This is a genomic window from Pseudorhodoferax sp. LjRoot39, from assembly GCF_964253035.1.
GTDB lineage: Bacteria > Pseudomonadota > Gammaproteobacteria > Burkholderiales > Burkholderiaceae_C > Pseudorhodoferax.
In genome coordinates, this window is record NZ_CAXUQL020000001.1 from 5,339,734 (window position 1) to 5,365,247 (window position 25,514).

27 protein-coding genes are annotated in these 25,514 nt (G+C 69.4%); 17 read left to right on the forward strand and 10 right to left on the reverse strand.

The genetic code is table 11. From position 1 onward, the window contains the following. Positions 1-5 precede the first annotated feature (5 nt). Positions 6-1,829 carry an FAD-dependent 5-carboxymethylaminomethyl-2-thiouridine(34) oxidoreductase MnmC gene (gene mnmC / locus ACSQ4M_RS24880; protein WP_436192075.1) on the forward strand — a complete coding sequence of 608 codons (1,824 nt, stop codon included), beginning with the start codon at positions 6-8 and terminating at the stop codon, positions 1,827-1,829. A 54-nt stretch (positions 1,830-1,883) separates the two neighbouring features. Here mnmC and ACSQ4M_RS24885 read toward each other — a convergent pair whose 3' ends face one another. From ACSQ4M_RS24885 to ACSQ4M_RS24900, 4 genes are all read right to left on the reverse strand, one after another. Then, entirely contained in the window at positions 1,884-3,086 is a 1,203-nt protein-coding gene (locus tag ACSQ4M_RS24885) for a branched-chain amino acid ABC transporter substrate-binding protein (protein ID WP_436192076.1), read from the reverse strand. Between the two features lie 105 nt (positions 3,087-3,191). Next, entirely contained in the window at positions 3,192-3,533 is a 342-nt protein-coding gene (locus ACSQ4M_RS24890) for a hypothetical protein (protein ID WP_436192077.1), read from the reverse strand. A gap of 4 nt (positions 3,534-3,537) precedes the next feature. After that, positions 3,538-3,969, reverse strand: a complete 432-nt coding sequence (locus ACSQ4M_RS24895; RefSeq protein ID WP_436192078.1) for a DNA polymerase III subunit chi — start codon at positions 3,967-3,969, stop codon at positions 3,538-3,540. A gap of 29 nt (positions 3,970-3,998) precedes the next feature. Continuing rightward, entirely contained in the window at positions 3,999-5,483 is a 1,485-nt protein-coding gene (locus ACSQ4M_RS24900) for a leucyl aminopeptidase (RefSeq protein ID WP_436192079.1), read from the reverse strand. Positions 5,484-5,506: 23 nt separating this feature from the next. Between ACSQ4M_RS24900 and lptF the strand changes: the two genes are divergently transcribed. From lptF to ACSQ4M_RS24925, 5 genes are read left to right on the forward strand one after another with little or no spacing between them, the layout of a single operon-like run. Further along, complete coding sequence (gene lptF, locus ACSQ4M_RS24905; protein ID WP_436192080.1) at positions 5,507-6,622, forward strand: LPS export ABC transporter permease LptF; 1,116 nt, start codon at positions 5,507-5,509, stop codon at positions 6,620-6,622. Then, on the forward strand, positions 6,619-7,719 hold the full coding sequence (lptG, locus tag ACSQ4M_RS24910; protein WP_436192081.1) for an LPS export ABC transporter permease LptG: 1,101 nt from the start codon (positions 6,619-6,621) through the stop codon (positions 7,717-7,719). The genes lptF and lptG overlap by 4 nt, the downstream gene beginning before the upstream one ends. Then, positions 7,716-8,072, forward strand: coding sequence for a sirohydrochlorin chelatase (locus tag ACSQ4M_RS24915; RefSeq protein ID WP_436192082.1), 357 nt, complete (start codon positions 7,716-7,718; stop codon positions 8,070-8,072). Before lptG ends, ACSQ4M_RS24915 begins: the two co-directional genes overlap by 4 nt. A gap of 42 nt (positions 8,073-8,114) precedes the next feature. Next, a complete protein-coding gene (locus tag ACSQ4M_RS24920; RefSeq protein ID WP_436192083.1) occupies positions 8,115-9,056 on the forward strand; it encodes a CysB family HTH-type transcriptional regulator in 942 nt (313 codons plus the stop codon). A 22-nt stretch (positions 9,057-9,078) separates the two neighbouring features. After that, entirely contained in the window at positions 9,079-10,245 is a 1,167-nt protein-coding gene (locus ACSQ4M_RS24925; protein ID WP_436192084.1) for a pyridoxal phosphate-dependent aminotransferase, read from the forward strand. Here ACSQ4M_RS24925 and ACSQ4M_RS24930 read toward each other — a convergent pair whose 3' ends face one another. Next, positions 10,246-11,217 (reverse strand): tripartite tricarboxylate transporter substrate binding protein, encoded by a 972-nt coding sequence (locus ACSQ4M_RS24930; protein WP_436192085.1) that lies wholly within the window; start codon positions 11,215-11,217, stop codon positions 10,246-10,248. 160 nt (positions 11,218-11,377) lie between these two features. Between ACSQ4M_RS24930 and ACSQ4M_RS24935 the strand changes: the two genes are divergently transcribed. Next, positions 11,378-11,536 carry a DUF3309 family protein gene (locus ACSQ4M_RS24935; protein WP_082551431.1) on the forward strand — a complete coding sequence of 53 codons (159 nt, stop codon included), beginning with the start codon at positions 11,378-11,380 and terminating at the stop codon, positions 11,534-11,536. A 4-nt stretch (positions 11,537-11,540) separates the two neighbouring features. Here ACSQ4M_RS24935 and ACSQ4M_RS24940 read toward each other — a convergent pair whose 3' ends face one another. The 3 genes from ACSQ4M_RS24940 to xseA all read right to left on the reverse strand — a co-directional run bounded on the left by ACSQ4M_RS24940 (position 11,541) and on the right by xseA (position 14,216). Next, on the reverse strand, positions 11,541-12,179 hold the full coding sequence (locus ACSQ4M_RS24940) for an FABP family protein (RefSeq protein WP_436192086.1): 639 nt from the start codon (positions 12,177-12,179) through the stop codon (positions 11,541-11,543). A 90-nt stretch (positions 12,180-12,269) separates the two neighbouring features. After that, on the reverse strand, positions 12,270-12,851 hold the full coding sequence (locus ACSQ4M_RS24945) for a superoxide dismutase (RefSeq protein WP_436192087.1): 582 nt from the start codon (positions 12,849-12,851) through the stop codon (positions 12,270-12,272). A 63-nt stretch (positions 12,852-12,914) separates the two neighbouring features. Continuing rightward, positions 12,915-14,216 carry an exodeoxyribonuclease VII large subunit gene (gene xseA, locus ACSQ4M_RS24950; RefSeq protein ID WP_436192088.1) on the reverse strand — a complete coding sequence of 434 codons (1,302 nt, stop codon included), beginning with the start codon at positions 14,214-14,216 and terminating at the stop codon, positions 12,915-12,917. A 348-nt stretch (positions 14,217-14,564) separates the two neighbouring features. On the opposite strand from xseA, the gene ACSQ4M_RS24955 reads away from it, so the two are divergent. The 6 genes from ACSQ4M_RS24955 (at position 14,565) to adk (ending at position 18,428) form a co-directional block, all read left to right on the forward strand. Next, positions 14,565-15,200 (forward strand): MotA/TolQ/ExbB proton channel family protein, encoded by a 636-nt coding sequence (locus ACSQ4M_RS24955; protein WP_436192089.1) that lies wholly within the window; start codon positions 14,565-14,567, stop codon positions 15,198-15,200. After that, positions 15,197-15,619, forward strand: a complete 423-nt coding sequence (locus ACSQ4M_RS24960) for an ExbD/TolR family protein (protein ID WP_436192090.1) — start codon at positions 15,197-15,199, stop codon at positions 15,617-15,619. Before ACSQ4M_RS24955 ends, ACSQ4M_RS24960 begins: the two co-directional genes overlap by 4 nt. Before the next feature lie 11 nt (positions 15,620-15,630). After that, positions 15,631-16,626, forward strand: coding sequence for a tetraacyldisaccharide 4'-kinase (gene lpxK / locus ACSQ4M_RS24965; RefSeq protein ID WP_436192091.1), 996 nt, complete (start codon positions 15,631-15,633; stop codon positions 16,624-16,626). Positions 16,627-16,656: 30 nt separating this feature from the next. Beyond that, positions 16,657-16,839, forward strand: a complete 183-nt coding sequence (locus ACSQ4M_RS24970; RefSeq protein ID WP_056673586.1) for a Trm112 family protein — start codon at positions 16,657-16,659, stop codon at positions 16,837-16,839. Between the two features lie 56 nt (positions 16,840-16,895). Continuing rightward, positions 16,896-17,648, forward strand: coding sequence for a 3-deoxy-manno-octulosonate cytidylyltransferase (gene kdsB / locus ACSQ4M_RS24975; protein ID WP_436192092.1), 753 nt, complete (start codon positions 16,896-16,898; stop codon positions 17,646-17,648). 123 nt (positions 17,649-17,771) lie between these two features. Next, positions 17,772-18,428, forward strand: a complete 657-nt coding sequence (gene adk, locus ACSQ4M_RS24980; RefSeq protein ID WP_436192093.1) for an adenylate kinase — start codon at positions 17,772-17,774, stop codon at positions 18,426-18,428. Between the two features lies 1 nt (position 18,429). Here the strand turns inward: adk and ACSQ4M_RS24985 are convergent, their stop codons facing one another. Beyond that, complete coding sequence (locus ACSQ4M_RS24985; RefSeq protein ID WP_436192094.1) at positions 18,430-19,395, reverse strand: asparaginase; 966 nt, start codon at positions 19,393-19,395, stop codon at positions 18,430-18,432. Between the two features lie 103 nt (positions 19,396-19,498). On the opposite strand from ACSQ4M_RS24985, the gene lexA reads away from it, so the two are divergent. From lexA to ACSQ4M_RS25000, 3 genes are all read left to right on the forward strand, one after another. Then, the gene (lexA, locus tag ACSQ4M_RS24990) at positions 19,499-20,188 is read left to right on the forward strand and encodes a transcriptional repressor LexA (protein ID WP_436192095.1); all 690 of its coding nucleotides are present in this window, start codon (positions 19,499-19,501) and stop codon (positions 20,186-20,188) included. Positions 20,189-20,312: 124 nt separating this feature from the next. Beyond that, entirely contained in the window at positions 20,313-20,600 is a 288-nt protein-coding gene (locus tag ACSQ4M_RS24995) for a hypothetical protein (protein WP_436192096.1), read from the forward strand. 85 nt (positions 20,601-20,685) lie between these two features. Continuing rightward, positions 20,686-21,693, forward strand: coding sequence for a D-2-hydroxyacid dehydrogenase family protein (locus tag ACSQ4M_RS25000; RefSeq protein WP_436192097.1), 1,008 nt, complete (start codon positions 20,686-20,688; stop codon positions 21,691-21,693). Positions 21,694-21,725: 32 nt separating this feature from the next. Here the strand turns inward: ACSQ4M_RS25000 and ACSQ4M_RS25005 are convergent, their stop codons facing one another. Continuing rightward, entirely contained in the window at positions 21,726-23,924 is a 2,199-nt protein-coding gene (locus ACSQ4M_RS25005) for a hypothetical protein (RefSeq protein WP_436192098.1), read from the reverse strand. 62 nt (positions 23,925-23,986) lie between these two features. Here ACSQ4M_RS25005 and ACSQ4M_RS25010 point away from each other — a divergent pair, with 62 nt between their 5' ends. Next, positions 23,987-25,507, forward strand: a complete 1,521-nt coding sequence (locus ACSQ4M_RS25010; RefSeq protein WP_436192099.1) for a 3-hydroxyacyl-CoA dehydrogenase — start codon at positions 23,987-23,989, stop codon at positions 25,505-25,507. Positions 25,508-25,514 lie beyond the last annotated feature (7 nt).

The window sequence follows — 25,514 nt, forward strand, 5'->3', positions numbered from 1 at the left end:
CACCGGTGGCCGAGCCCATCGAATGGCTGGCCGATGGCGCTCCCTACAACCCGCGCTTCGGTGACCGCTACCGCTCCGAAGCCGCGCTGGCGCAGGCCCGCGGCGTGTTCCTGCACGGCTGCGGCCTGCCACAGGCCTGGGCCGGACAGCCGCACTGGACCATCCTGGAGACCGGCTTCGGCCTGGGCCTGAACTTCCTGGTGGCCTGGGCCGCCTGGCGCGCCGACCCGCAGCGTCCCGCGCGGCTGCATTTCGTCTCGGTCGAGGCCTATCCCGCGTCGGCCGAGGACCTGCGCCGCAGCACGCAAGCCTTCCCCGAACTGCAGCCGCTGGCCGACGAACTGGCCGCGCAGTGCTGGGGCCTGCGGCCCGGCGTGCACCGGCTGCGGCTGGACCGGGGCCGCGTGCTGCTGACGCTGGCCATCGGCGAGGCCCAGCCCATGCTGCGCGAACTCGTGTGCCAGGCCGACGCCGTGTTCCTGGACGGCTTCAGCCCGGCCCGCAACCCCGACATCTGGAGCCTGGACACGCTCAAGGCCGTGTCGCGCTGCTGCCGCACCGGCACCCGGCTGGCCACCTGGACCATCGCACGTGCGGTGCGCGACAACCTGGCGCCATGCGGCTTCACGGTGCAGCGCGTGGCCGGCGTGCCGCCCAAGCGCGACCGGCTGGAGGCCACCTATGCGCCGGCCTGGACTCCCCGGCTGCGCCAGCAGCCCTGGCAGGACGACGGCCCGCCCGCCCAGCCCGGCCACTGCACCGTGCTGGGCGCCGGGCTGGCCGGCGCCTGCGTGGCGCGCCAGCTGGCAGAGCGCGGCTGGCAGGTGCTGGTGCTGGACGCCGGCGCGGCACCGGCCGCCGGCGCCTCCGGCCTGCCCGCGGGCCTGTTCTCGCCGCATGACGCCGCCAGCGACACCTTGCCCACGCAGCTCTCGCGTGCCGGTGCGCGTTGCACCGCACAGCTGCTGCAGGCACTGCTGCGCGCAGGCGAGGACTACGCGCTGACCGGCGTGCTGGAACGGCGCCTGCGCGGCGCGCACCCGCTGGCCACGCCAGGCGACGCATTCAGCGCGGCCGCCGACGCCGAGCAGCTGCGGGCCGCGGGCCTGCCCGCGGACACGCCCGCGCAATGGCATGCGCTGGCTGGCTGGGTGCGCCCGGCCCGGCTCGTCGAGGCCCTGCTCGCCCATCCTGCGATCCGCTTCCAGGGCGGCTGCCGCACCACCCGGGTGCAGGCCACGCCCCAGGGCTGGTCGCTGCGCGATGCCGACGACCGTGAACTGCACGCCGCGCCGCTGCTGGTGGTGACGGCCGGCATCGGCAGCGCGGCCCTGCTGCAGATGCAGGGACTGCAGAACGTGCGCGGCCAGGTCAGCCTGGGCCCCTGCCCACCCACGCTGCCGGTGCCGGCCACGCCGGTCAACGGCCATGGCCACTTCATTCCCGGCGTGCCTGGCGCACAAGGCCCGGTCTGGATCAGCGGCTCGAGCTTCGAGCGCGGCGACACGGCCACCGACCTGCGCGAGGCCGAGCAGCGCTACAACCTCGAACGGTTGCAGGTGCTGCTGCCAGCCACTGGCCAGGCCATCGCCCAGGGGCCTGCGCCCGCGGGCTGGGCCGGCGTGCGCTGCGCCTCGCCGGACCGGCTGCCGCTGGCCGGCCCCTGGGCCGCCGGCCTGTGGGTGCTGACGGCCCTGGGCGCGCGCGGCCTCACGCTGGCGCCACTGGCCGCCGAGCTGATCGCCGCACGCCTGCATGGCGAACCGCTGCCGCTGCCCGCGCGGCTCGTCGCGGCGCTCGACCCGCGCCGGTTGCGGCCCGCCGCGTAGCCTCTAAAAGACAAGGGGCCCGAAGGCCCCTTGTCGCTGCTGCCGCGGAAAGGCTCAGCGCACGACGGCGAGTTGTTCGCGCTGGCCACCCTTGTAGGTGTACAGCGTCAGCGCGCCGTTCTTGATGTCGCCCTTCTCGTCGAAGGCGATGTTGCCGGTGATGCCCTTGTATTCGATCTTGGCGAGTTCGGGCAGGTACTTCTCGGGCTCGGGCGAACCGGCCTTCTGCATGGCCGTGGCCAGCACCTTCACCGCGTCGTAGACGTAGGGGGCATACAGCTTCACGTCGACGTTGTACTTGGTCTGGAAGTCGGCCTTGAACTTGTCCAGACCTGGCTTCAGGTCGCCATCCACGCCACCGGCTTCGGCGCACACGACCTGGCTGTCGGCCATGGCGTCGCCGGCCAGCTTGGACAGCTCGTTCGTGCAGATGCCATCGCCCCCCATGAACTTGACCGTCAGGCCCAGTTGCTTGGCCTGGCGCAGCATCGGGCCGGCCACGGCGTCCATGCCGCCGTAGAACAGCACGTCGGGTTTGGCGGCCTTGAGCTTGGTCAGGATGGCGTTGAAGTCGGTCGACTTGTCGGTCGTGAACTCATGGCCGATCAGGTTGCCGTTGGCGGCCTTGACGGCCTTCTCGAACTCTTCGGCCACGCCCTGGCCGTAGGCCGTGCGGTCGTCGATCACGGCGACCGACTTGCCGGCCAGTTCGCCCACGGCGTACTTGCCCAGCGTGCTGCCCAGGTGCACGTCGTCGGCTACCACGCGGAAGGCGGTCTTGAAGCCCTGGCGCGTGTACTTGGGGTTGGTGGCGGACGGCGAAATCTGCGGAATACCGGCGTCGCTGTAGATCTTGGAGGCGGGGATGGTGGTGCCCGAGTTCAGGTGGCCGACCACGCCATGGACCTTGCTGTCCACGAGCTTCTGGGCGACCGAGGTGCCCTGCTTGGGATCGGCCGCATCGTCTTCGGCCAGCAGCTCGAACTTGGCGGTCTTGTCGCCAATCTTGAAGCCGGCGGCATTGAGTTCCTCGATGGCCATGCGGGCACCGAGTTCGTTGTCCTTGCCCAGGTGGGCGATTGGGCCGCTGGTGGGACCGACGTGGCCGATGCGGACGGTGACCGTCTCGCCGGCGGGGGCCGCAGCGGGAGCGGCCGCAGCGGGCGCAGATGCGGGCGCTGGCGCCGGTTCTTCCTTCTTGCCGCACGCAACGAGCACCATGGCGGCCAGGGCGACAGCGGTCCATTTCAACTGCATAAGAATCCTCCAGACAGGGAAAAACGAGAGATCAGGTTTATACATCTGCCGGTATGCAATTTGCGGGCCCGGCTGCACTGATCGGCACAAACGCCACTAGGGGTTTCACGCAGGTGGACGCTGGGCCAGTTCGGCCGCGACGGCCTCGGCCACGGCCTGGCGCACGACGAACTCGATCTCCTCGCGCAGGCGCGGCACCAGCGCGTGCGTGTGCTGCAGCACCATGCTGGCAACGGCGTCGTGCAGCTGCTGTTCGAGCGCCAGGTCCACACGCTGCATGACACGGTGCAGCAGCTGGTCTTCGAGCGCCTGCGCGTCGCGCGGCGCTGCCACCGGAGCGGATGGCGCCAAGGGCGGCGGCGGCACGGGCTCCACGCGCGCCGCGGCGCCGACCACCTCGGTCAGCACCGGCACGTAGCGCGGTGGCACGCGGGGCAGCTCGCTCATGGGATCACTCCTTGAGTTCCAGGTCGTGCCGCACGATGGCGTAGCCGCGCGCCACGTAGTGCTTCCAGCGCCCGCGCGCGAGCGAGCGGTCTTCCTCGTCGTTGCTGACCACTTCGATCAGGCGCTCGAAGCGTTCGAAGCCGGCCGGCACCAGGCCGCCCAGGTTCACGAGCACGGGCAGTGCCGGTGCCTGCAGCACGTCCACGGCCAGCACCACGGGCGAGGCGGCCAGCACGCGCTCCGGGCTGCTGCCCAGCATGCCGTGCGGCACGAAGTCCAGCGGCGAGAAGGTCCACAGTTGCTGGTCGAGCCGGGCCAGCATGTCGTCCGGGCCGCTCACGACGGCGCGCGCGCCGCCCGCCACGGCCTTGCGCAGCAGCCGGCAGGCATAGGCCAGCTTGTCCGGGGCGTTGAAGTGGAAGGCGATCTCGGTCATGCCCGCGGATGGCTCCCGCTCACAGCTTCTTAGGTCTTGACGCTGCGCTTGCGGGCCGCGGTCTTGGGTGCGGCGGCAGCCTTGCCGGCCTGGTCCAACAGGTAGGCCAGCAGCAGGCCGACCGGACGGCCGGTCGAACCCTTGGCGGCACCACCCTTCCAGGCCGTGCCGGCGATGTCCAGGTGCGCCCAGGCGCGCGTGCCGACGAAGCGCTGCAGGAACTTGGCGGCCGTCACCGCGCCGCCCGCGCGGCCCGCCACGTTGGCGACGTCGGCGAAGTTGGTCTTCAGGCCATCGGCGTAGTCGTCGTCCAGCGGCAGGCGCCAGCAGGGATCGAGCGCGCTCTCGCCGGCGGCCAGCAGCGCGGCGGCCAGCGCCTCGTCGTTGGAGAACAGGCCGCTGCGCACGCCGCCCAGCGCGACCACGCAGGCGCCCGTCAAGGTGGCGATGTCGACGATGGCCGCGGGCTTGAAGCGCTCGGCGTAGGTCAGTGCATCGCACAGGATCAGCCGGCCCTCGGCATCGGTGTTGAGGATCTCGATGGTCTGCCCGCTCATGCTCGTGACCACGTCGCCGGGCTTGATGGCGCGGCCGTCCGGCATGTTCTCGCAGCTGGCGATCAGGCCGACCACGTTGATGGCGGGCCGGATCTCGGCCAGCGCGCGGAACACGCCCAGCACGCTGGCGGCGCCGCACATGTCGAACTTCATCTCGTCCATCTCGCCGGCGGGCTTGATGGAGATGCCGCCGGTGTCGAAGCTGATGCCCTTGCCGACCAGCACCGTGGGCGCCACACCGCGCGCCGCGCCGTTGTAGCGCAGCACGGCGAAGCGCAGCGGCTCCTCGGAACCCTGGGCCACGGCCATGAAGGCACCCATGCCGAGCTTGGCGACCTCGCGCGGGCCCAGCACCTCGCAGCTGATGCCGGGATGGCGGGCCAGCGACTTGGCGGCGTTGGCGATCAGCGTGGGCGTGGCATGGTTGCCAGGCCGGTTGCCCCATTCCTTGGCGAACTCCACGCCGGCCACCAGGCCCACGGCCTGGTCGAACGCGGCGCGGGCCTTGGCCACCTCGGCCACCGCGACGACGACCTGGGCCAGCTTGCGCGGCTCGGGCTTGGACTTGGTGGCGGTGTAGACATAGCTGGCATCGGCCACGGCGGCGATGGCGGCGTGCAGTGCGGACTCGGTCCAGGGCCCGGCGCAGCACAGCACCAGGCGCTTGGCCTGGCGCAGCGTGCCCATGCCGGCCAGAACGGCCTGGCGCACGGTGCGCGCGCTGCCATCGCCGCTGCCGGCCAGCACCACCCGCGTGGCCGCCACGCCCTGCGGCTGGTACAGGGCCAGCGTCTTGCCGGCCTTGCCGTCGAAGTCGCCGGATTTGCGCGCCTGCGCGATCCAGCCGGACAGTGCGTCCTTGCCCGCTGCCGCGGTTTCGGGCACCAATACCAGCAGGGCATCGCACCTGGCGCTGGCACAGCCTGCCGCGTCGAGGGACTTGAGTTCGAAGTTCATAATCCAGCCTTTTTTGGCTGGCGATGTTATTCCATTCCTCCCTACGCAAGGAGCTGGCCAGGGGCTTTGGCGCAACCTTCGTCGCGCTCATCACCATCGTGATGACCATGCTGCTGATCAGCACGCTGCGGCTGGCCTCGCGTGGGCGCGTGAACCCCTCGGACGTGCTGCAGGTGCTGGGCTACACCATCCTGGGCCACCTGCCCACCATCCTCACGCTGAGCCTGTTCGTGGCCTGCGTGGCCACGCTCTCGCGCATGTACCGCGACAGCGAGATGGTGATCTGGTTCACCGCAGGCCAGGGGCCGGCGCGGCTGTTCGTGCCGCTGCTGCGCTTCGCCTGGCCGATGCTGCTGGTGGTGGCCAGCATGGCGCTGGTGGTCTGGCCCTGGTCTAACCAGCAGATCCAGGAGCTGCGCACGCGCTTCGAGCAGCGCAGCGACGTGGAGCGCGTGACGCCGGGCCAGTTCCAGGAATCGGCCGACGGCAGCCGCGTGTTCTTCGTCGACAAGGATTCGCCGGACGCGATGAACGTAAACAACGTGTTCATGTCCGCGCAGGACGCGGGCAAGGAGTCGGTGACCTCGGCCCGTGCGGCCCGCACCGAGATCCGCGGTGACGACCGCTTCGTGCTGCTGACCGATGGCCAGCGGCTGGAAACCATCGCCGGCAAGGAGTCGCTGCGCATCACCGAGTTCCAGGAGTACGGCACGCGCATCGGCGACAGCAACGTCGGCGGCGCGCAGCGCGTGAACCCGCGCACGCTGTCGACCATGGCACTGCTGGCCGAGCCCACGCCCGCGAACCAGGCCGAGCTGTCCTGGCGCATCGGTTTTGCGATCGCGGCCTTCAACTTCCTGCTGCTCTCGCTGGCGCTGGCCAGCGGCAACCCGCGCTCGGCGCGCAGCGGCAACCTGGTGCTGTCGCTGTTCGCCTTCGTCGTCTACTACAACCTGATCAACCTGGGGCAGAGCTGGATCGCCAGCGGCCGCGTCGGCTTTGCGGCCTTCGTCGTGCTGGTGCATGGCGGCGTGCTGCTGCTGGCGCTGCTGGCGCTGGCCCAGCGCCACCACCGCTTCAGCCTGCGTGCCTGGCTGCGCCGCGGCCGCGCCCTGCCCGACTCCGCGCAAGCCACATGAAAACCATCCGCCGCCTGATCTACCGCGAGCAGCTGACGGCCGTGGGCTTCGTCACGCTGGGCTTCCTGGCGCTGTTCTTCTTCTTCGACTTCGTCGACGAGCTGTCGGACATCGGCAAGTACGGCGCTGCGGGCTACCAGCTGACCCATGCGCTGCTGTACGTGGCGCTGCTGGTGCCCAATCACCTCTACGAACTGCTGCCGATCACGCTGTTGATCGGCACCATCTTCGTGATGGCGCGCTTCGCCCAGAGTTCCGAATACACCATCCTGCGCACCAGCGGCCTGGGGCCGTGGCGCGCGCTCGGCACGCTCGTGGCGCTGGGCCTGGGCTTCGTGCTGTTGACCTTCGCCGTGGGCGACTACGTGGCACCGGCCACCGACCGCATGGCGCAGTTGCTCAAGGCGCGCTATCAGGGCCGCATCACGATCGGCCAGACCGGTGCCTGGCTCAAGGAGGGGCAGCGCGAGCACTCGTATGCCGCCAACGTCGCGGCGCTGACGCCGGACGGGCAGATGCAGGGCGTGCGCATCTTCGAATTCGACGGCCACAACAGCCTGCGCTCGGCCGTGCAGGCCGAGCGCGCGCGCTTCGCCAGCGGCGGCTGGGAACTCGAAGGCGTGCAGCGCACCACCTACCGCCACAGCGGCGACGAGGCCAGCGTGCAGCGCGAGCGCCTGCCCCAGCTGCGCTGGGACACCGGCATCACCTACGAGATGGTGACCACCGCACTGCTCAAGCCCGACCGCATGCGCACCATCGACCTGTTCCAGTACATCCAGCATCTGAACGCGAACCAGCAGTCGGCCCAGCGCTTCGAGATCGAGTTCTGGCGCAAGGTGTTCTACCCGATCAGCTGTGTGGTGATGGTGGTGCTGGCCCTGCCCTTCGCCTACCTGCACTTTCGCAACACCGGCATCGCGGGCTATGTGTTCGGCGGCGTGATGGCCGGCATCAGCTTCTTCCTGCTCAACAACGTGTTCGGCTACATCGGCAACCTGCAGAACTGGCAGCCCTGGCTGACGGCGGCGGCACCGGGGCTGATCTACAGCGCGATCTCGCTCGGGGCTTTCGGCTGGCTGGTGCTGCGGCGATGAAGGGGATCGTGCTGTTCGGCCATGGCTCGCGCGACGCGGCCTGGCGCGCCCCCATGGAGGCCGTGGCCGCGCGCATCACGGCGCAAGCCGGGGCGCCCGCGGTGCGTTGCGCCTACCTGGAGCTGTGCACGCCCGATTTCGCCACGGCCAGTGCCGAACTCGTGGCGCTGGGCGTGACCGAGTTGCGCGTGCTGCCCATGTTCCTCGGCATGGGGCGCCATGCGCGCGAGGATCTCCCCGCTTTGGTGCATGCGCTGCAGGAACGCTGCCCCCGTCTCAGCATTCAGGTGCTTCCGCCCGTGGGGGAGCACCCCAGCGCACTCGACCTGTTCGCCCAGCTGGCAAGTCTTTAGACGATTGCGACATAATGATCTTCGTCGTTAGGCGAAATCATTATGAATTTGCACCAGTTCCGCTTTGTCCAGGAGGCCGCGCGCCGCAACCTCAACCTCACCGAGGCGGCCAAGGCCCTGCACACCTCGCAGCCCGGGGTGTCCAAGGCCATCATCGAACTGGAAGAAGAACTGGGCATCGAGATCTTCGCGCGCCACGGCAAGCGCTTGAAGCGCATCACCGAGCCCGGCCAGCATGTGCTGCGCAGCATCGAGCTGATCATGCGCGAAGTTGGCAACCTCAAGCGCATCGGCGAGCAGTTCAGCGCCGAGGACAGCGGCACGCTGTCGATCGCCACCACCCACACCCAGGCCCGCTATGTGTTGCCTGTGCCCGTGGCCAGGCTGCGCGAGGCCTACCCCAAGGTCAACGTGAGCTTGCACCAGGGCGCGCCCGACCAGGTGGCACGCATGCTGATCGACGAGGTGGCCGAGATCGGCATCGCCACCGAATCGCTGTCCAACTACACCGAGCTGCTGACCCTGCCCTGCTACGAATGGCAGCACGTGCTGGTATTGCCCAAGGACCACCCGCTCGTGGCCAAGGAGCGCCTGACGCTGGAAGACATCGCGGCCGAGCCCATCATCACCTACCACCCCTCGTTCACGGGCCGCACGCGCGTGGACCATGCCTTCGCGCAGCGCCACCTGACGCCGCGCATCGCGCTGGAGGCGATCGACTCGGACGTGATCAAGACCTACGTGCGCCTGGGCCTGGGCCTGGGGATCGTGGCCGAGATGGCGGTGCGCGACGACACTGGCGGCGAACTCGTGTCGCGCCCCATGGGCCAGCTGTTCGGCATGAACGTGGCGCGCGTGGCCTTCAAGCGCGGCGCCTACCTGCGCAATTTCGTCTACCGCTTCGCCGAACTGCTGAGCGACCGGCTGGACCGCAACCTGGTGGCCAAGGCGATGACCGGCCACGCCAACGATTACGAGCTCTGACCCCACCCCACGCGTTCATCCGATGACCATCGCACCCCGCACCCCCCCAATACAGAGCAAGCTGCCCAAGGTTGGCACCACCATCTTCACGGTCATGTCCGCACTGGCGACCGAGAAGAACGCGGTGAACCTGGGCCAGGGCTTTCCCGACTTCGCCTGCGACCCGCTGCTGGTGGATGCCGTGAACCAGGCCATGCGCGAGGGCCTGAACCAGTACCCGCCCATGGCCGGCGTGCCGGCGCTGCGGGAAGCCGTGGCCGCCAAGATCGAAGCCCTGCACGGCAAGCGCTACAGCGCGTTGGATGAGATCACCATCACGGCCGGCGCGACCCAGGCGATCCTGACGGCCATCCTGGCCATCGTGCGGCCCGGCGACGAGGTCATCGTGCTGGAGCCCTGCTACGACAGCTACATCCCGAACATCGAGCTGGCGGGCGGCACGGTCGTGCGCGTGCCGCTGGTGCCGGGCACGTTCCGGCCGGACTTCGACAAGATCGCCGCGGCATTGAGCGCGCGCACGCGCGCCATCCTCGTCAACTCGCCGCACAACCCGAGCGCGACGATCTGGTCGGCAGACGACATGCGCCAGCTCGAGGAGCTGCTGGCGCCGACCGACGTGTTCCTGATCAGCGACGAGGTCTACGAGCACATGGTCTACGACGGCCGCGCCCACGAGAGCGCGGCGCGCTTCCCGGGCCTGGCGGCGCGGGCCTTCGTGGTCTCCAGCTTCGGCAAGACCTACCACGTGACGGGCTGGAAGGTCGGCGTGGTGGCCGCACCCGCGGCGCTGACGGCCGAGTTCCGCAAGGTGCACCAGTTCAACGTGTTCACGGTCAACACGCCCGTGCAGCACGGCCTGGCGCGCTACATGGCCGATGCGCAACGCTACCTGGCGTTGCCGGCCTTCTACCAGGCCAAGCGCGACCTGTTCCGCGCGGGGCTGCAGGCCAAGACCCGCTTCAAGCTGTTGCCCAGCGAGGGCAGCTTCTTCCAGTGCGTGGACATCTCGGCCGTCAGCGACCTGCCCGAGGCCGCGTTCTGCCAGTGGCTGACCACCGAGATCGGCGTGGCCGCGATCCCGCTGTCGGCCTTCTATGCCGACAACTTCGACCAGCGCGTGGTGCGCTTTTGTTACGCCAAGGAAGACGCCACGCTGCGCACCGCGCTGGACCGCCTGGCCAAGCTGTAGTCAGCTCTTGGCCGCCAGGCCGAGCCGCTCGATGGTGGCCTTCTCGGCCGCGTAGCTCTCGCGCGCGAAGCGCGTGTAGTCCTCGGTGTTCTTGTAGATGATGGTCTGGTCGAACTTGTCGAAGGTGGCGAGCACGGCCGGGTCGTCCAGCGTCTTGCGGAAGGCGTCGTGCAGCACGCGCACCACGGCCGGGTCCATGCCCTTGGGGCCGCAGACGCCAAACGGTGAGTCCGACACCGTCTTGTAGCCCAGCTCGTCCAGGGTCGGCACATTGGGCCAGCGCTTGGTGCGCTGGCTGCCGTAGGTGGCCAGCAGGCGCAGCTTGCCGGCTTCCACATGCGGGCCCCAGCCCGTGGCGTCGCTGGCCGACATCACGTGCTCGCCGAGCACGGCTTGCATGTTGTCGGCATTGCCCTTGAACGGCACATGCACGAGCTGGATGCCGGCGCGCTGCGCGAACTCTTCCATCGCCAGATGCGGGCTGGTGCCGGCGCCGGTATGGCCATAGGTCATCTTGCCGGGGTTGGCCTTGGCGTAGGCGACGTAGTCCTGCAGGGTCTTGATCGGCGAAGAGACCGGCACCACGAGGCCGAAGGTGTAGCCCGTGAGACAGGCGATCCAAGTGAAGTCCTTGAGCACATCGAACGACACCTTCTGCATGTGCGGGATGCGGAACACGCCATGCGGCAGCTGCGAGACGGTGTAGCCATCGGGCTTGGCGTTGACGAGCTCGATGGCGCCCAGGGTGCCGCCGGCGCCGGGCTTGTTGTCGATGATGATGCTGGTGCCCAGGGTGCGGCCGGCGCTCTCCGCCAGCGAGCGCATCACGGCGTCGGTCGAGCCGCCTGCGGGCCAGGGGCAGATGTAGCGGATCGGCCGGGCCGGAAAGGCCTGCGCACGCAACACGGCGGGCGCAGCCACGGTGGCCAGCGCGGCGGCGGAGCGGGCCAGGAACAGGCGGCGGTCGGTCATGCAGTCTCCTTGTCGGGCAGTGGAAGTCGCCGCACTCTAGGGAAGATGCGCCTGCGTCCACCGTAGGAAAACCCTCACCGCCTGTCGCGCCCGGCACCTGCCGACGCCGCCTGGCCGCGCGCGGACGATGGCGCCATCACAACAAACCCGAGGGATGGCCATGACGCTTTCGACGATTCTCCTGATCGTGTTGATCCTGCTGCTGATCGGTGCGCTGCCCTCGTGGCCGCACAGCCGCAACTGGGGCTACGTCCCGAGCGGCGGCCTGGGCCTGGTGGTTCTGGTCGTCGTGATCCTGCTGCTGATGGGCAGGATCTAGGGTCTCACGCCGGCCGCGCCAGCGGGTTCGGCGTGGGCCCGGCCACGCGGCGCAGCAGGTTGCGGTCGGTGTGGTGGAACGGCTGGTCCTGGCCACGGATCATGAGCACGGTGTCCTCCTCGTAGCCCCAGCTGCCGTCCTCGTGGATCTGCACCGTGATGGTGAAGCCCACGGTGCGGAAGTTGTTCTCCAGGAAGGGCGTCGAACAGATGCCCCAGTGTTCGTGGCCCTGCGTGGACTGCAGCGTGAAGCGGGCTGCGTCGGGCGCGGCGGTGCCGGCCGCCATCGCGGTCTGCCCGCGCGGGATCGTGAGCGTGTGCACCACGGCCCCGGTGGCCGGTTCCCAGAGCCAGTAGCCGACCTGCTCGTGGTAGGTCTTGACCTGGTCGGGCTTGGTGATGTGCGTGTGGTAGCGCAGCCCATACAGCAGCTGCGGCCCGTTGGTCACGGGGTCGATCGGCTGCAGGCTGATGCGCTCCACGTAGGCCTGCTTTTTCGGGCCCTCGGCCTTGGGCTTGACGTCCAGGCCGCGCGTGCCCTCCCAGACGCCGGCCATGGCGCGCAACGGGCCGAGGTTGGCCAGCGTGTCGAAGTCGACCGGATGGGGTTCGGTGTAGATGTCGGCGGGTTGCAGTTCGTTCATGGTCAAACGCTCGTTGGCTGGATCGCTGCACGCAAGCAAAAAAGAAGCCCCGCGCTGCGGGGCTTCTGTGCATGCCGGATTCCCGGGCGCTCAGGCGAAGTTGGCCTGCGCGAAGTCCCAGTTCACCAGCTTGTCGAGGAAGGTCTCGACGAACTTGGGACGCAGGTTGCGATAGTCGATGTAGTAGGCGTGTTCCCAGACGTCGACCGTCAGCAGTGCCTTGTCGGCGGTGGTCAGCGGCGTGCCGGCGGCGCCGGTGTTGACGATGTCGACCGAGCCGTCGGCCTTCTTGACCAGCCAGGTCCAGCCCGAACCGAAGTTGCCCACGGCGGACTTGACGAAGGCTTCCTTGAAGGCGGCGTAGCTGCCCCACTTGGCGTTGATGGCGTCTGCCAGCTTGCCGCTGGGTTCGCCGCCGCCGGCGGGCTTCATGCAGTTCCAGAAGAAGGTGTGGTTCCAGATCTGGGCCGCGTTGTTGTAGATGCCGCCGCTGGACTTCTTGACGATCTCTTCCAGCGTCAGGTTCTCGAACTCCGTGCCCTTTTGCAGGTTGTTCAGGTTCACGACGTAGGCGTTGTGGTGCTTGCCGTGGTGGAACTCCAGCGTTTCCTTGGAGTAGTGGGGTGCCAGCGCATCGATCGCGTACGGCAGTTCAGGCAGCTTGTGTTCCATGTTTTTTCCTCGTGGGTGGGTTGGAGAAATGATGGGGTCTGGTGGGACGCGGCATTGTAGGAATTAAACGCGCCGGGTCTTCGTCACCTGCAGATCGGCCTCGCCGTCGGCAAGGGTAGCGCGCACGGCCGCGCCTGCGGGCAGCTGCGCCACGCTGGTCACGGTGCTGCCCGCCGCATCCGTGAGCCAGGTGTAGCCGCGCTGCAGCACCACGCGCGGGTCCAGCAGTTCGAGCCCGCGGGCCGCATGGGCCAGGGCCTGGCGCGCCTGCTGTGTGCGGCCCTGCACGGCGGCCTGCAGCCGCGGCCGCTGCATGTCGAGCCGATGGCGCCGCTGCGCCAGCTGCGTGGCCAGGCCATGCTGCAGGCGTTGCGCGAGCTGGGCCAGGTGCAGGCGCTGGCGGCTCGCGCCCTGCGACGGGCGGCCGAGCCGGGCCGCGGCCTGGTCCAGCCGCTGCGCGCGCTGGTCCAGCGCGCGCATGGCGGCGTCGTGCAGGCGCGTGGCCATGCCGTCCAGCACGGCCAGCCAGACCTCGCGCGGCTGCGCCGCCAGTTCGGCCGCCGCCGTGGGCGTGGGCGCGCGCAGGTCGGCCACGAAATCGGCGATGCTGAAGTCGGTCTCGTGGCCCACGCCGCTGACCAGCGGCACCGGGCTCTGGGCGATGCAGCGCGCCAGCGCCTCGTCGTTGAAGGCCCAGAGGTCTTCGACCGAGCCACCGCCGCGCACCAGCAGGATCAGGTCGATCGGCTGGCCCGCGCCAGCGCGCGCATGCGCGTAGAGCCGCTGCAGCGCGCGCACCAGGTCGGCCGGCGCCTCGGCGCCCTGCACCAGAGCCGGCGCCAGCAGCACGGGCACATGCGGCAGGCGCCGCCGCAGCGCCGTGACCACGTCGTGCAGGGCCGCCGCGCCCGGCGAGGTCACGAGGCCGATGCCGCGCGGCAGGGCCGGCAGTGGCCGCTTGCGCGTCGCGTCGAACAGGCCTTCGGCCTCCAGCCGGGCCTTCAGGCGCAGGAACTGCTCCATGAGCGCGCCGGCGCCGGCACGCTGCAGGCTCTCGACGACGAGTTGCAGGTCGCCGCGCGCCTCGTAGACCGACAGGCGGCCACGCAATTCCACCAGGTCGCCATCGCGCGGCGAAAAATCGACCAGGGCGGCCGCGCGGCGGAACATCGCGCAGCGGATCTGGCCTTGCCCGTCCTTGATCTGGAAGTAGCAATGCCCGCTGGATGCGCGTGAGAAGCCCGAAATCTCGCCGCGGACCGCGACGGGATTGAACTTCTGCTCCAAGGCCCCAGCAATGGCGCGGCACAGCGCCCCAACCTGCCACACAAGCGGCGCCGTTGCTGGACTCAGCGGGCCGTGCATGGGCTGACCTTTGCTGCAGTACAGCATTCGGCGGACGAATACTCCACAGCGCCGCCAGTAGGCACCGTGGCCCCCCTCAGGCACCCGATCCGCCCAGCACTTATGTGGAAGCGCCTTGATTTCATTGGTATTTTTTGTGCCTGCGTTTTAATCAAAGTGTCAAAGAACCGCGCCAATGCTGGGTTTTGGCCGCGCGAACCAGAGTTCTTCACAAAGTTATCCACATCTCCTGTGGGTACTGTCCGACGGACACCGACAGACAGGGCTGGCGGGGCCGCCTGCGCATGGCGCCCGAAAAACACTGCGCCATAATCCGCGCGGCGTTCCATTGCCAGGGGAGATTTGCTCTTGTTTTCGATCATACAAGCCGCCGGTTGGCCCATCTGGCCTCTGATCGCGTGCTCGGTACTGGCCTTGGCCCTGGTCATCGAACGGTTCATCAATCTCAATGCGCGCCGCATCGTCCCGCCCAAGCTGCTGGAGGAGGCCATCACGGTGTCGCAGAAGTCCGTGCCCGAGCCGGGCGTCGTGACGCAGCTGGCGCAGAACTCGGCGCTGGGCGAGGTGCTGGCCAGCGGACTGCGTGCGCTGCACAGCAATCCGCGCTGCAGCGAGGACGACTTGCGCGCCAGCATCGAGAACACCGGCCGTGCCGTGGCGCACCGGCTCGAGAAGTACCTGACGGCGCTGGCCACCATCGCGTCGGCGGCGCCGCTGCTGGGCCTGTTGGGCACGGTGATCGGCATGATCGAGATCTTTGGCTCCCAGCCTGGTGCCGCCGCGGGTGCTGCGGGCAACCCGGCCCAGCTGGCGCAGGGCATTTCGATCGCGCTGTACAACACGGCGTTCGGGCTGATCGTGGCGATCCCCTCGCTGATCTTCTGGCGCTATTTCCGTGCCCGCGTCGACGGCTACCTGCTGACGCTGGAACTGTCGGGCGAGCGCTTCGCACGCCACCTGAACGGCCTGCGCAAGAGCGCATGAACTTCCGCCGCCGCGGGACGGAAGAGCCCGAGATCAACCTGATCCCGTTCATCGACGTGTTGCTGGTCGTGCTGATCTTCCTGATGCTGTCCACGACCTACAGCAAGTACGCCGAGCTGCAGGTCCGCCTGCCCCTGGCCAATGCCGAGGTGCAGCGCGAGCGCCCGCGCGAGGTGGTGGTGTCTATCGCTGCCGACGGCCGCTACGCCATCGACCGCCAGGCGCTCGAGGGCCGCAGCGTGGAGCTGCTGGTGCAGGCGCTGCTGGGCGCCACCAAGGGCGTGCAGGAGCCCATCGTCGTCATCAGCGCCGACGCCAGCACGCCGCACCAGGCGGTGATCACGGCCATGGACGCGGCCCGCCGCGCCGGCCTGCAGCAACTCACCTTCGCCACGCAGCGGTCCGCCAGCGGACGCTGAGGCCGGCTCACATGCGTGGCTGGCTCTCTGCGTTGCTGCCGCGGCTGTGGCTGTCGCGCACCCTGGCCTGGCCGCTGTGGCCCCTGTCGCTGCTCTATGTGGCCGTGACCGGCCTGCGCCGCCTGCTCTACCGCACAGGGCTGCGGCGCAGCACGCGGCTGCCGGTGCCGGTGCTGGTGGTCGGCAACGTGGTGGCCGGCGGCTCGGGCAAGACGCCGGTGACCATGGCGTTGGTGCAGCGCCTGCAATCGCAGGGCTGGCGCGTGGGCGTGCTCTCGCGCGGCTATGGCCGCAGCACGCGCGACTGCCGCGAGGTGCTGCCCGACAGCCCGGCCCAGGAGGTCGGCGACGAACCCGCGCTGATCCGGCGCCACTGCGACGTGCCCGTGTTCGTGGCGGCGCGCCGGGCCGAGGCCGGCCTGGCCCTGCTGGCCCGGCATCCCGGGACCGATCTGCTGCTCTGCGACGACGGCCTGCAGCACCTGGCGCTGGCACGCGACCTGGAGGTCTGCGTCTTCGACGACCGCGGCGTCGGCAACGGCTGGCTGCTGCCGGCGGGGCCGCTGCGCGAGCCCTGGCCGCGCGCCGCCGACCTCGTGCTGCACAGCGGCGAGCGGCCGGCCTTCGCGGGTTTTCGCGCGCGCCGCAGCTTGGCGGCGCAAGCGCAGCGGGCCGACGGCCAGCGCCTGGTCCTGGCCGACCTGGCTGACACGCCCGTGCTGGCGCTGGCCGGCATCGCCCGGCCCGAGCGCTTCTTCGCCATGTTGCGCGCCGCCGGCCTGCGCCGGCTGCAGGAGCTGCCGCTGGCCGACCACCAGGACTTCGCAGGCTGGCAGCCGCCCGCCGATGCGCCGGCCGTCTGGCTCTGCACCGAGAAGGATGCCGTCAAGCTGTGGGCGCGCCACCCGGGCGCCTGGGCCGTGCCGCTGCTGGTGGAACTCGATGCCGACGCCTGGCAGACGCTGGATGCACGGCTCGCGGCGCTGCGGCCGCCCCGGGTACCATAGCGCCCTTTCGATTCCCCTCACTTCGACCCCATGGACAGCAAGCTTCTGGAACTGCTCGTCTGCCCCGTCACCAAGGGCCCGCTGCAGTACGAACGCGAACGCCAGGAACTGGTGTCGCGCAGTGCGCGGCTGGCCTACCCCGTGCGCGACGGCATTCCCATCCTGCTGGAAAACGAAGCCCGCACGCTGAGCGACGAGGAACTGGGGCTGTGAGCACCGCCGGGCCGCCCCAAGGTGCTCAGGACCGCAGCGCGCAGAGCGAAGGCTCAATGCCCCGTTTCACGGTGCTGATCCCGGCGCGCCTGGCCTCCACGCGCCTGCCGAACAAGCCGCTCGCGGCGCTCGGCGACGCGCCCATGGTGGTGCGTGTGGCACAGCGCGCGATGCGCTCCCAGGCCGCCCGCACCGTGGTCGCCTGTGACAGCGACAAGATCATGCAAGCCTGCGCCGCCCATGGCGTGCAAGCCATCCTGACGCGCGACGACCACGCTTCCGGCAGCGACCGCCTGGCCGAGGCCTGCGCGCTGCTGGGCCTGGACGGCGACGATCTGGTCGTCAACGTGCAGGGCGACGAACCGCTGATCGCACCGCCGCTGATCGACGCCGTTGCCGCGCTGCTGGACCAGCATCCCGAGGCCAGCATGAGCACGGCCGGCCACGCCATCGACAGCGTGGAAGACCTGCGCAATCCCAACGTGGTCAAGGTCGTGTGCGATGCGCGCGGCCGGGCCCTGTACTTCAGCCGCGCCCCGATCCCGTGGTGGCGCGACGGTTTCGCCGAAGGCATCAACGCCCTGCCCCAGCCGGCGCCGCTGCGCCACGTGGGCATCTACGGCTACCGCGCCGGCTTCCTGCGCAGCTTCCCGATGCTGGCCCAGGCACCGATCGAGCAGACCGAGGCGCTCGAACAGCTGCGTGCCATGTGGCACGGCCACCAAATCGCCGTCCACGTCACCGAGCACGCGCCCGGTCCGGGCGTGGACACGGCACAAGACCTGGAACGGGTTCGCCAGCTGTTTTGACGAACTGTTGCGCCGGGGACTGACGGCCCCGGGGTGCATGCTATCCTTTGACGGAGAAGCACTGCGACAGCCTGCGCGCTGTCAGCGCTGCCGTCAACATCTACAAGCAATCCGAGGACATCCATGAGACTGATTCTGTTGGGCGCGCCAGGCGCAGGCAAAGGCACGCAAGCCACGTTCATCTGCAAGCAGTTCGGGATTCCCCAGATTTCCACAGGCGACATGCTGCGTGCCGCCGTCAAGGCCGGCACGCCGCTGGGCCTGCAGGCCAAGTCGGTCATGGATTCGGGCGCGCTGGTCAGCGACGACATCATCATCGGCCTGGTCAAGGAGCGCATCGCCCAGCCCGATTGCGCCAAGGGCTTCCTGTTCGACGGCTTCCCGCGCACCATCCCGCAGGCCGACGCCATGAAGGCGGCCGGCGTCAAGCTGGACTTCGTGCTCGAGATCGACGTGCCCTTCGACGCCATCATCGAACGCATGAGCGGCCGCCGCTCGCACCCGGCATCGGGCCGCGTCTACCACGTGCGCTTCAACCCGCCCAAGGTCGAAGGCCTGGACGACGTGACGGGCGAGGCGCTGGTGCAGCGCGAGGACGACAGCGAGGCCACCGTGACCAAGCGCCTGGACGTCTACAGCGCGCAGACGCGCCCGCTGATCGACTACTACACCCAGTGGTCCAAGGACGACCCGGCCCACGCGCCCAAGTACCGCAAGATCGACGGCACCGGCAGCGTGGACGAGATCACCGCGCGCGCACTCGCGGCCCTGGCCGCCTGAGTCAGGCGCCCAGCAGGTCCAGCTGCAGCTGGATCCGCGCCTTGACCGGCGACAGCGCCCCGGCCCCGGGCAGCGCGTCGCCCCCTCCTCCCATCACCCGCCCCTGCTCGCAGCGGCTGGCGCGCAGCACGCGCAAGCCCGCTGCCTGTGCGCGCAGCAGGGCCGCTTCCAATGCATGGTGCACGCTGCCATTGCCGGTTGCAGCGACCACGATGCCGCGCGCGCCGTCGCGCACCAGCGCATCGACACCGGCGCCGCTCGCGCCCGCGTGGCTGAACACGATCTCCACCCGCGGCCAGGCCTGCGGCACTGCCGGCAGCCGTGCCAGCAGTCCGGCCGTGGGCACGGTCTGCGGCCAGTCCCGCAACTGGCGCAAGGCGCCCGCCTCCACATAGCCCAACGGGCCGGCGTCCCCCGAGCCGAAGGCGTCCAGCCGGTAGCCGTGCACCTTGCGCACGTCGAACGCTGCATGCACCACGCCGGCACAGACGGCCACCACGCCGTGCGCACCCGGCTGCGCCGCCACGGCGAGCGCGTCGCGCAGGTTCTGCGGCCCGTCCGGCATGGCCGCGTTGGCAGGCCGCATCGCGCACGCCAGCACCACCGGCTTGGCCGGCGCCAGCACCGCCTGCAGGAAGTAGGCCGTCTCCTCCAGCGTGTCGGTGCCGTGCGTGATCACGATGCCCTGCACATCGTCGCGCGCGAGTGCCTCGGCGCAGCGCTGCGCCAGCCGCAGCCACACCGCGGCATCCATGTCCTTGCTGTCGATCTGCGCCACCTGCTCGACCTGCAGCACACAGCCGGGCGGCGCCTCGAAGCCCGCCAACAGCTGCGCCACGCCGACCTGGGCCGCCTGGTAGCCCAGCGTGTCGCCCGCACGCGGCGCCAGGCCCGCGATGGTTCCGCCCGAGCCCAGGACGAGCAGCGTGCGCGGGGATGCCCCTGGAAATACGTCTGGTGCTTGCATGCTTGTAGAAACTGATTGAAAATACAGGTACTGGAAATTTACACAGACCACTGTGTCGCTCCAGCCCATAGGGTAGCTGTACCACGTCGCACAAGGAACTGCCATGCCAGACGCCTCTTCTGCATTTCCGGCCAAGCTCACGGCACGCCAGCAACAGATCCTGGAACTGATCCAGGCCGCCATCGCGAACACTGGCGCCCCGCCCACGCGTGCAGAGATTGCCGCCGAACTGGGCTTCAAGTCCGCCAACGCCGCAGAAGAACACCTGCAGGCCCTGGCGCGCAAGGGCGTCATCGAACTCGTGAGCGGCACCTCGCGCGGCATCCGCCTGCGCAGTGACATGCTGCGCTCGGTCAACGAACGCCGCAGCAAGCAGTTCACGCTGCCCCTGCAGGAATTGGCGCAACTGGCCCTGCCGCTGATCGGCCGCGTGGCAGCGGGCTCGCCCATCCTCGCGCAGGAGCACGTGGACCAGACCTACTACGTGGAAAGCAGCCTGTTCCAGCACAAGCCCGACTACCTGCTGCGGGTGCGCGGCATGTCCATGCGCGACGCCGGCATCATGGACGGCGACCTGCTCGCCGTGCGCGCCACCAAGGATGCCAAGAACGGCCAGATCGTCGTGGCCCGACTCGGCGACGATGTCACCGTCAAGCGCTACAAGCGCACCGCCGACAGCATCGAACTGCACCCCGAGAACCCCGACTACCCCACCATCTTCGTGGAGCCCGGCGACCCCTTCGAGATTGAAGGCCTGGCCGTGGGGCTGATCCGCAACACCATGCTGATGTAGGCCCCCAAGCCTTTTCGCACAGTGTCAGGTGGCGGGCGTCCGCCGCGCAGCGCGCGGCAACCCTGGTGCTGTGCCTTTCAACCAATCCTGCCCCAATCCGCCCGATGGACGGAAGGAGTTTGAAATGGGAATCGCAATGCTGACCGCCGTGCGCGTGGCCCGGTTGCCGCAGTGGTTTGAGGAGTTCGGTCCGCGGCTGGCGGGCCGCCTGCAGCAGCGGCTGCGCCGCCGGTCGTTGCAGGTGGTGCCCGCCGTGGCCCGCCCCACACCGGCCCTGCGCGTGTTGCGCGTGCTGGAGCCGCACCAACCCCGCACGGCGGCGGGCCGCATGGTCATCTCCGGCCGCATGGCCGATGTGTGCGCAGAACTGGACCGCTTGGCCGCAGTGGAATCCGCGTCCACACGGCACTGACGACGCGGCATGGGAGCAGCGCCCAGCGTGGGCGCCATACCCGCTGGCGCCCTGGCGCCATGGGGGCGCGAGGCACAATGGCCGCATGAACATTGTGATCCTCGATGACTACCAGGACGCGGTGCGCAAGCTCGAATGCGCAGCCAAGCTCGAACCCTATGCGGCCAAGGTCTACACCAACACCGTCAAGGGCCTGGGACAGTTGTCGGTCCGGCTGCGTGACGCGGACATCCTTGTGCTGATCCGCGAACGCACCCACCTGAACCGGGCGCTGATCGAGAAACTTCCCCGCCTCAAGCTGATCGCGCAAACAGGGCGCGTCGGCCCGCACATCGATGTGGCGGCCTGCACCGAACGCGGCGTGGCCGTGGCCGAAGGCGTGGGCTCGCCGGTGGCACCGGCCGAACTGACCTGGGCCTTGATCATGGCGGCCACGCGCCGTCTGCCGCAGTACATCGGCAACCTCAAGCATGGTGCTTGGCAGCAATCCGGCATGAAGACCGCCTCCATGCCGCCCAACTTCGGCCTGGGCACGGTGCTGCGCGAACGCACCATGGGCATCTTCGGCTACGGCCGCATCGGCCAGATCGTCAGCACCTATGCACGCGCCTTCGGCATGCGCGTGCTGGTCTGGGGGCGGGCCGGCTCCTGCGAGCGCGCGCTGGCCGACGGCCACCAGATCGCGGCCAGCCAGGAGGAGCTGTTCGCCAACAGCGACGTGCTGTCGCTGCACCTGCGCCTCAACGAGGAGACACGCGGCATCGTCAAGCTCGACGACCTGGCGCGCATGAAGCCGACCTCGCTGCTGGTCAACACTTCGCGCGCCGAACTCATCGAGCCCGATGCGCTGCTGGCCGGCCTGAACCGCGGCCGCCCCGGCATGGCTGCCGTCGACGTGTTCGAAAGCGAACCCATCCTGCAGGGCCACGCGCTGCTGCGTCTGGAGAACTGCATCTGCACGCCGCACATCGGCTATGTGGAACTGCAGAGCTACGAGATGTACTTCAACGCCGCATTCGACAACGTGCTGAACTACATCCGCGGCACGCCCACCAACATCGTCAACCCGGGCTCACTGCAGGTACGCCGCTGAAGGCCTCGAGGGGGCGGTAGCCCCCCGGGACCTCAGCGCGTGGACTTGGGCGCGATGCGCGCCTCGGTGTTCGGATCGAACAGGTCGAAGTCGATCAGGCCGCTGTCGATCTCGGGCTTGTCGGACCTGGCCGGCATGCTGGCGGGCGGGGCCATCGGGGTGGGCGCCGATGCCGGCGCCTCGGCGAACGCGTCATCGTCCAGCAGCGGCAGGTCGATGTCGACCAGCGACAGCTCCGGAAGCGCCGCGACCTCGCCCGTGCTCGTCGACAGGTCGATGTCGAGCTCCAGCCCAGTACCGTCATGCGCTGTTGGCAGAGGAGCCTGCCCGGAATCCGGCACGAGATCCAGCATCGAATCCGTGGCGGCGCTGGCCATGAGCGGCGCACCGGCCTGCGGGCCTGCGCCCAATCCACGCTGCCCGGCCACCGCCGGTGCAGGCGGAGCGATCACCCCGAAGCCGGAAGGCGAGCGCGTGCCGCCCGCGGGCACGAACACATCCTGCGCCACGCCATACAGCATCAGCAGATCCCGGTAGGCGGCCAGGTCGAGGGGACGACCGGTGTCGTCCGGATGGCGCAGCAGGTTGGCCTCGATCGTGTCCAGCACGCGCACGTGGCCCCAGGCGGTCTCGATGCTGAGCAGCGTCGCCGGATAGTCCTCCAGCCCCAGGCCTTCGTCGGCAAAGGCAGCGAAGTTGGGCACATGGGCGTTGAAGCGCCGCTCGAAGCGCGCACGCAAGGCGTTGAAGTCGTCCTTGCGGCCCTGCTGGTGGTAGATGCCGAACAGTTCCAGGAAGGCCAGCGGGCTCATGTCCTGGTGCTCGTCCAGGTGCTGCTGCAGCACTTCGATGGCTTGCTCGTACTGGCCCAGCGAGACGAAGAAATCGGCATGTTGCTGCACATCGACGAATTCGTCCGGACGCACGGGCCGCGATGCGTCCACCGACTGCACCCGGTCGTGCGCAAAGACCGCCGCTGCCACGGCACCCGTGTCCACCGTCGACGGCCGTCCGACGCCGAGCGCGGAGGCGGGCTCGCTGTCCAGGAATTCATCGGCCAGCGATGGCCGGGACACCACGGGTGGCCGCGTCACGGGCGGCGGGACGGCGGCGGGCACCGGCACGCCTGCGGTGGCGCGCGGGGCAGCCTCGCCGCTCCAGTGCGCCGCAGCCAGCGCGGCCTGGCGGGCGCGTTGCCAGAAGTACGCCGCCAGGCCGACCATGAGGGCCAGCAATGCCAGCAGCCCGTAGACGAACAGGATGTCGATGCGGCCACTCTCGGCCTCGTCGAGCCGGCGCTCCGCACGCTCCAGCCGGGCGCGGAGTTCGCGCTCAGCCGCGCTCGGCTCGGCCGCCTGCTTGCGCTGCACGGCCTGTTGCGCCTCCAGCGCTTCGAGGCGCTGCTTGTCGCGCACGATCTCTTCCGGCGTGGTGCGCAGTGCGCGCCAGATGGCGGCCACAGCCTCACGCTGCGCCGCATCGTCGATGAGTTGCGAGTTCAGCGCCGGACTGGGCTGCATGCCGGCCACGGGCGTGGCCGGCGCATCCAGCGTCAGGCGCGGCACGCCCGTGGCTGGCGCCGAAGCCGCTGCCTGGGCCTTGACGGGGGCTGGCCGCGGCGCGGGGGGGGATTTCGGCGCGGCGGCCTGGGCCTGTGCACGCGCAGGTGCGGGCGGGCGGGCCGGGCGCGGTACCGGACGCGGCGCTGGCGCCGCTGCGGCACGGGGCGGTGGCGCCGGCGCCGGCCGCACCGATTCGGCCGGGGGTAGTGGCGCGGCCGCAACAGCAGGCGGCGTTGGAGGTACTGCGGGCACCGGTCTCGCCAGGTCTACCGGCCCGGCGGCCATCTTCAGCTCCGCCGGGAATTCAGGCAGGAAGTCATAGCGCCGTACGCCGCCCTGGCCGCACAACGCATGCAGCACCAGGCCCACGACGGGCTCGTCGATGACGGCGTTGGAACGGATGCGCAGCACGGCTTCCTGGGAGCCGGCGGCCGGCGCCTGCACCACGAGGCGCACCCGAGACGACTCCACCAGCGTGTCGCCGTGGAACACCTCGATGCGAAAACACTGCGCCGTGGCATCTTCAGGCTGGTCGACGCGCACCTCCACCGCCAGGCTCAGCGGCTGGCCGAGAACCACGTTGCCGCGTGCCCGCCCAAGACTCAATGCCGAACTGCCGACCGCCACCCCCAGCAGCCCCAGCCCCACCAGCTTGTGTTGTAGTTTCACAGTGAGTGCTTATGCGTCTTTCGCGCACCTTACCACGCAGGTCGGCGCGTCATAATTGCTCGATGGATACAGCATATCGCGTTGTCGGCGTGGTCGGCGCCGGCGCAATGGGCCGCGGAATCGGTCAAATTGCAGCACAAGCAGGTAGTACCGTCAAACTCTTCGACGTGGCCCCCGGCGCTGCCGCCAAGGCCAGGGATGCGGTGTATGCACAGTGGTCCAGGCTGCACGAAAAAGGCAGATTGGACACACAAACGCTCCAGTCGCAGCGCGCGGCGCTGGTCGAAGCCGCGACCCTGGCCGACCTCGCCGACTGCGACCTGGTCATCGAGGCGGTGGTCGAGCGGCTGGACGTGAAGCAAGGCCTGTTTGCAGAACTCGAAACAATCGTCCGTCCGGACGCGGTGCTGGCGAGCAACACCTCTTCGCTGTCGATCACCGCCATCGCCTCGGCGCTCCAGCGCCCCGGGCGCTTCGCCGGCTACCACTTCTTCAACCCCGTGCCGCTCATGAAGGTGGTCGAGGTCATCGCCGGGCTCAAGACCGATGCCGCCGTCTGCCAGGGCCTGACCCGGTACGCACGCGCCATGGGGCACACGCCCGTCCAGGCGGCCGACACACCCGGCTTCATCGTCAACCACGCAGGGCGCGGCTACGGCACGGAAGCGCTGCGCATCGTCGGCGAGTCGGTCGCCGATTTCGCCACCATCGACCGCATCCTCAAGGACCAGGCCGGCTTCAAGCTGGGGCCGTTCGAGCTCATGGACCTGACCGGCCTGGACGTGTCGCACCCGGTCATGGAATCGATCTACCGCCAGTACTACGAAGAGCCACGCTACCGCCCCAGCGCGCTGGCCGCCCAGCGCGTGGCCGGTGGCGTGGTCGGCCGCAAGGCCGGCGAAGGCTTCTACCGCTATGTCGACGGCACCGCACAGCTGCCGGCCGAGCCACCTGTGCCACAGGTCGACCAGATCCCGCCGGTCTGGGTGTCGCCACGCGCCGCGCGCCGCGCCGAACTGTTCCAACTGCTCAAGGACCTGGGCGCCCGCATCGAAACCGGCCAGTCGCCCTCGATGGAAGCGCTGACCCTGGTGGCGCCGCTCGGCTTCGACATCACCACCGTCGCCGTGGTCGAGCGGCTGGACCCCGCGCGCACCATCGGCATCGACATGCTGTTCGACGATGCCGCGACCAAGCGTCGCGTGCTTGCGACAAATCCGGCCACGCGCGTCGACATGCGCGACGCCGCGCACGCGTTGTTTGCGCGCGACGGAAAGGCCGTCAGCGTGATCCGCGACAGCGGCGGTTTCGTCACCCAGCGCGTGGTGGCCACCATCGTGAACATCGCGGCCGACATCTGCCAGCAGTCCATCTGCAGCCCGCGCGACCTCGAACTGGCCGTCACACTGGGCCTGGGCTACCCGGCCGGCCCGCTGGCCCTGGGCGACCGTTGCGGCCCGACCAACGTACTGGAGGTGCTGTTCAACCTGCAGACCGTCTACGGCGACCCACGCTACCGTCCCAGCCCCTGGCTGCGCCGCCGCGGTGCCATCGGCCTGTCCCTGCTGCACGAAGAAACCTGAATCCGCC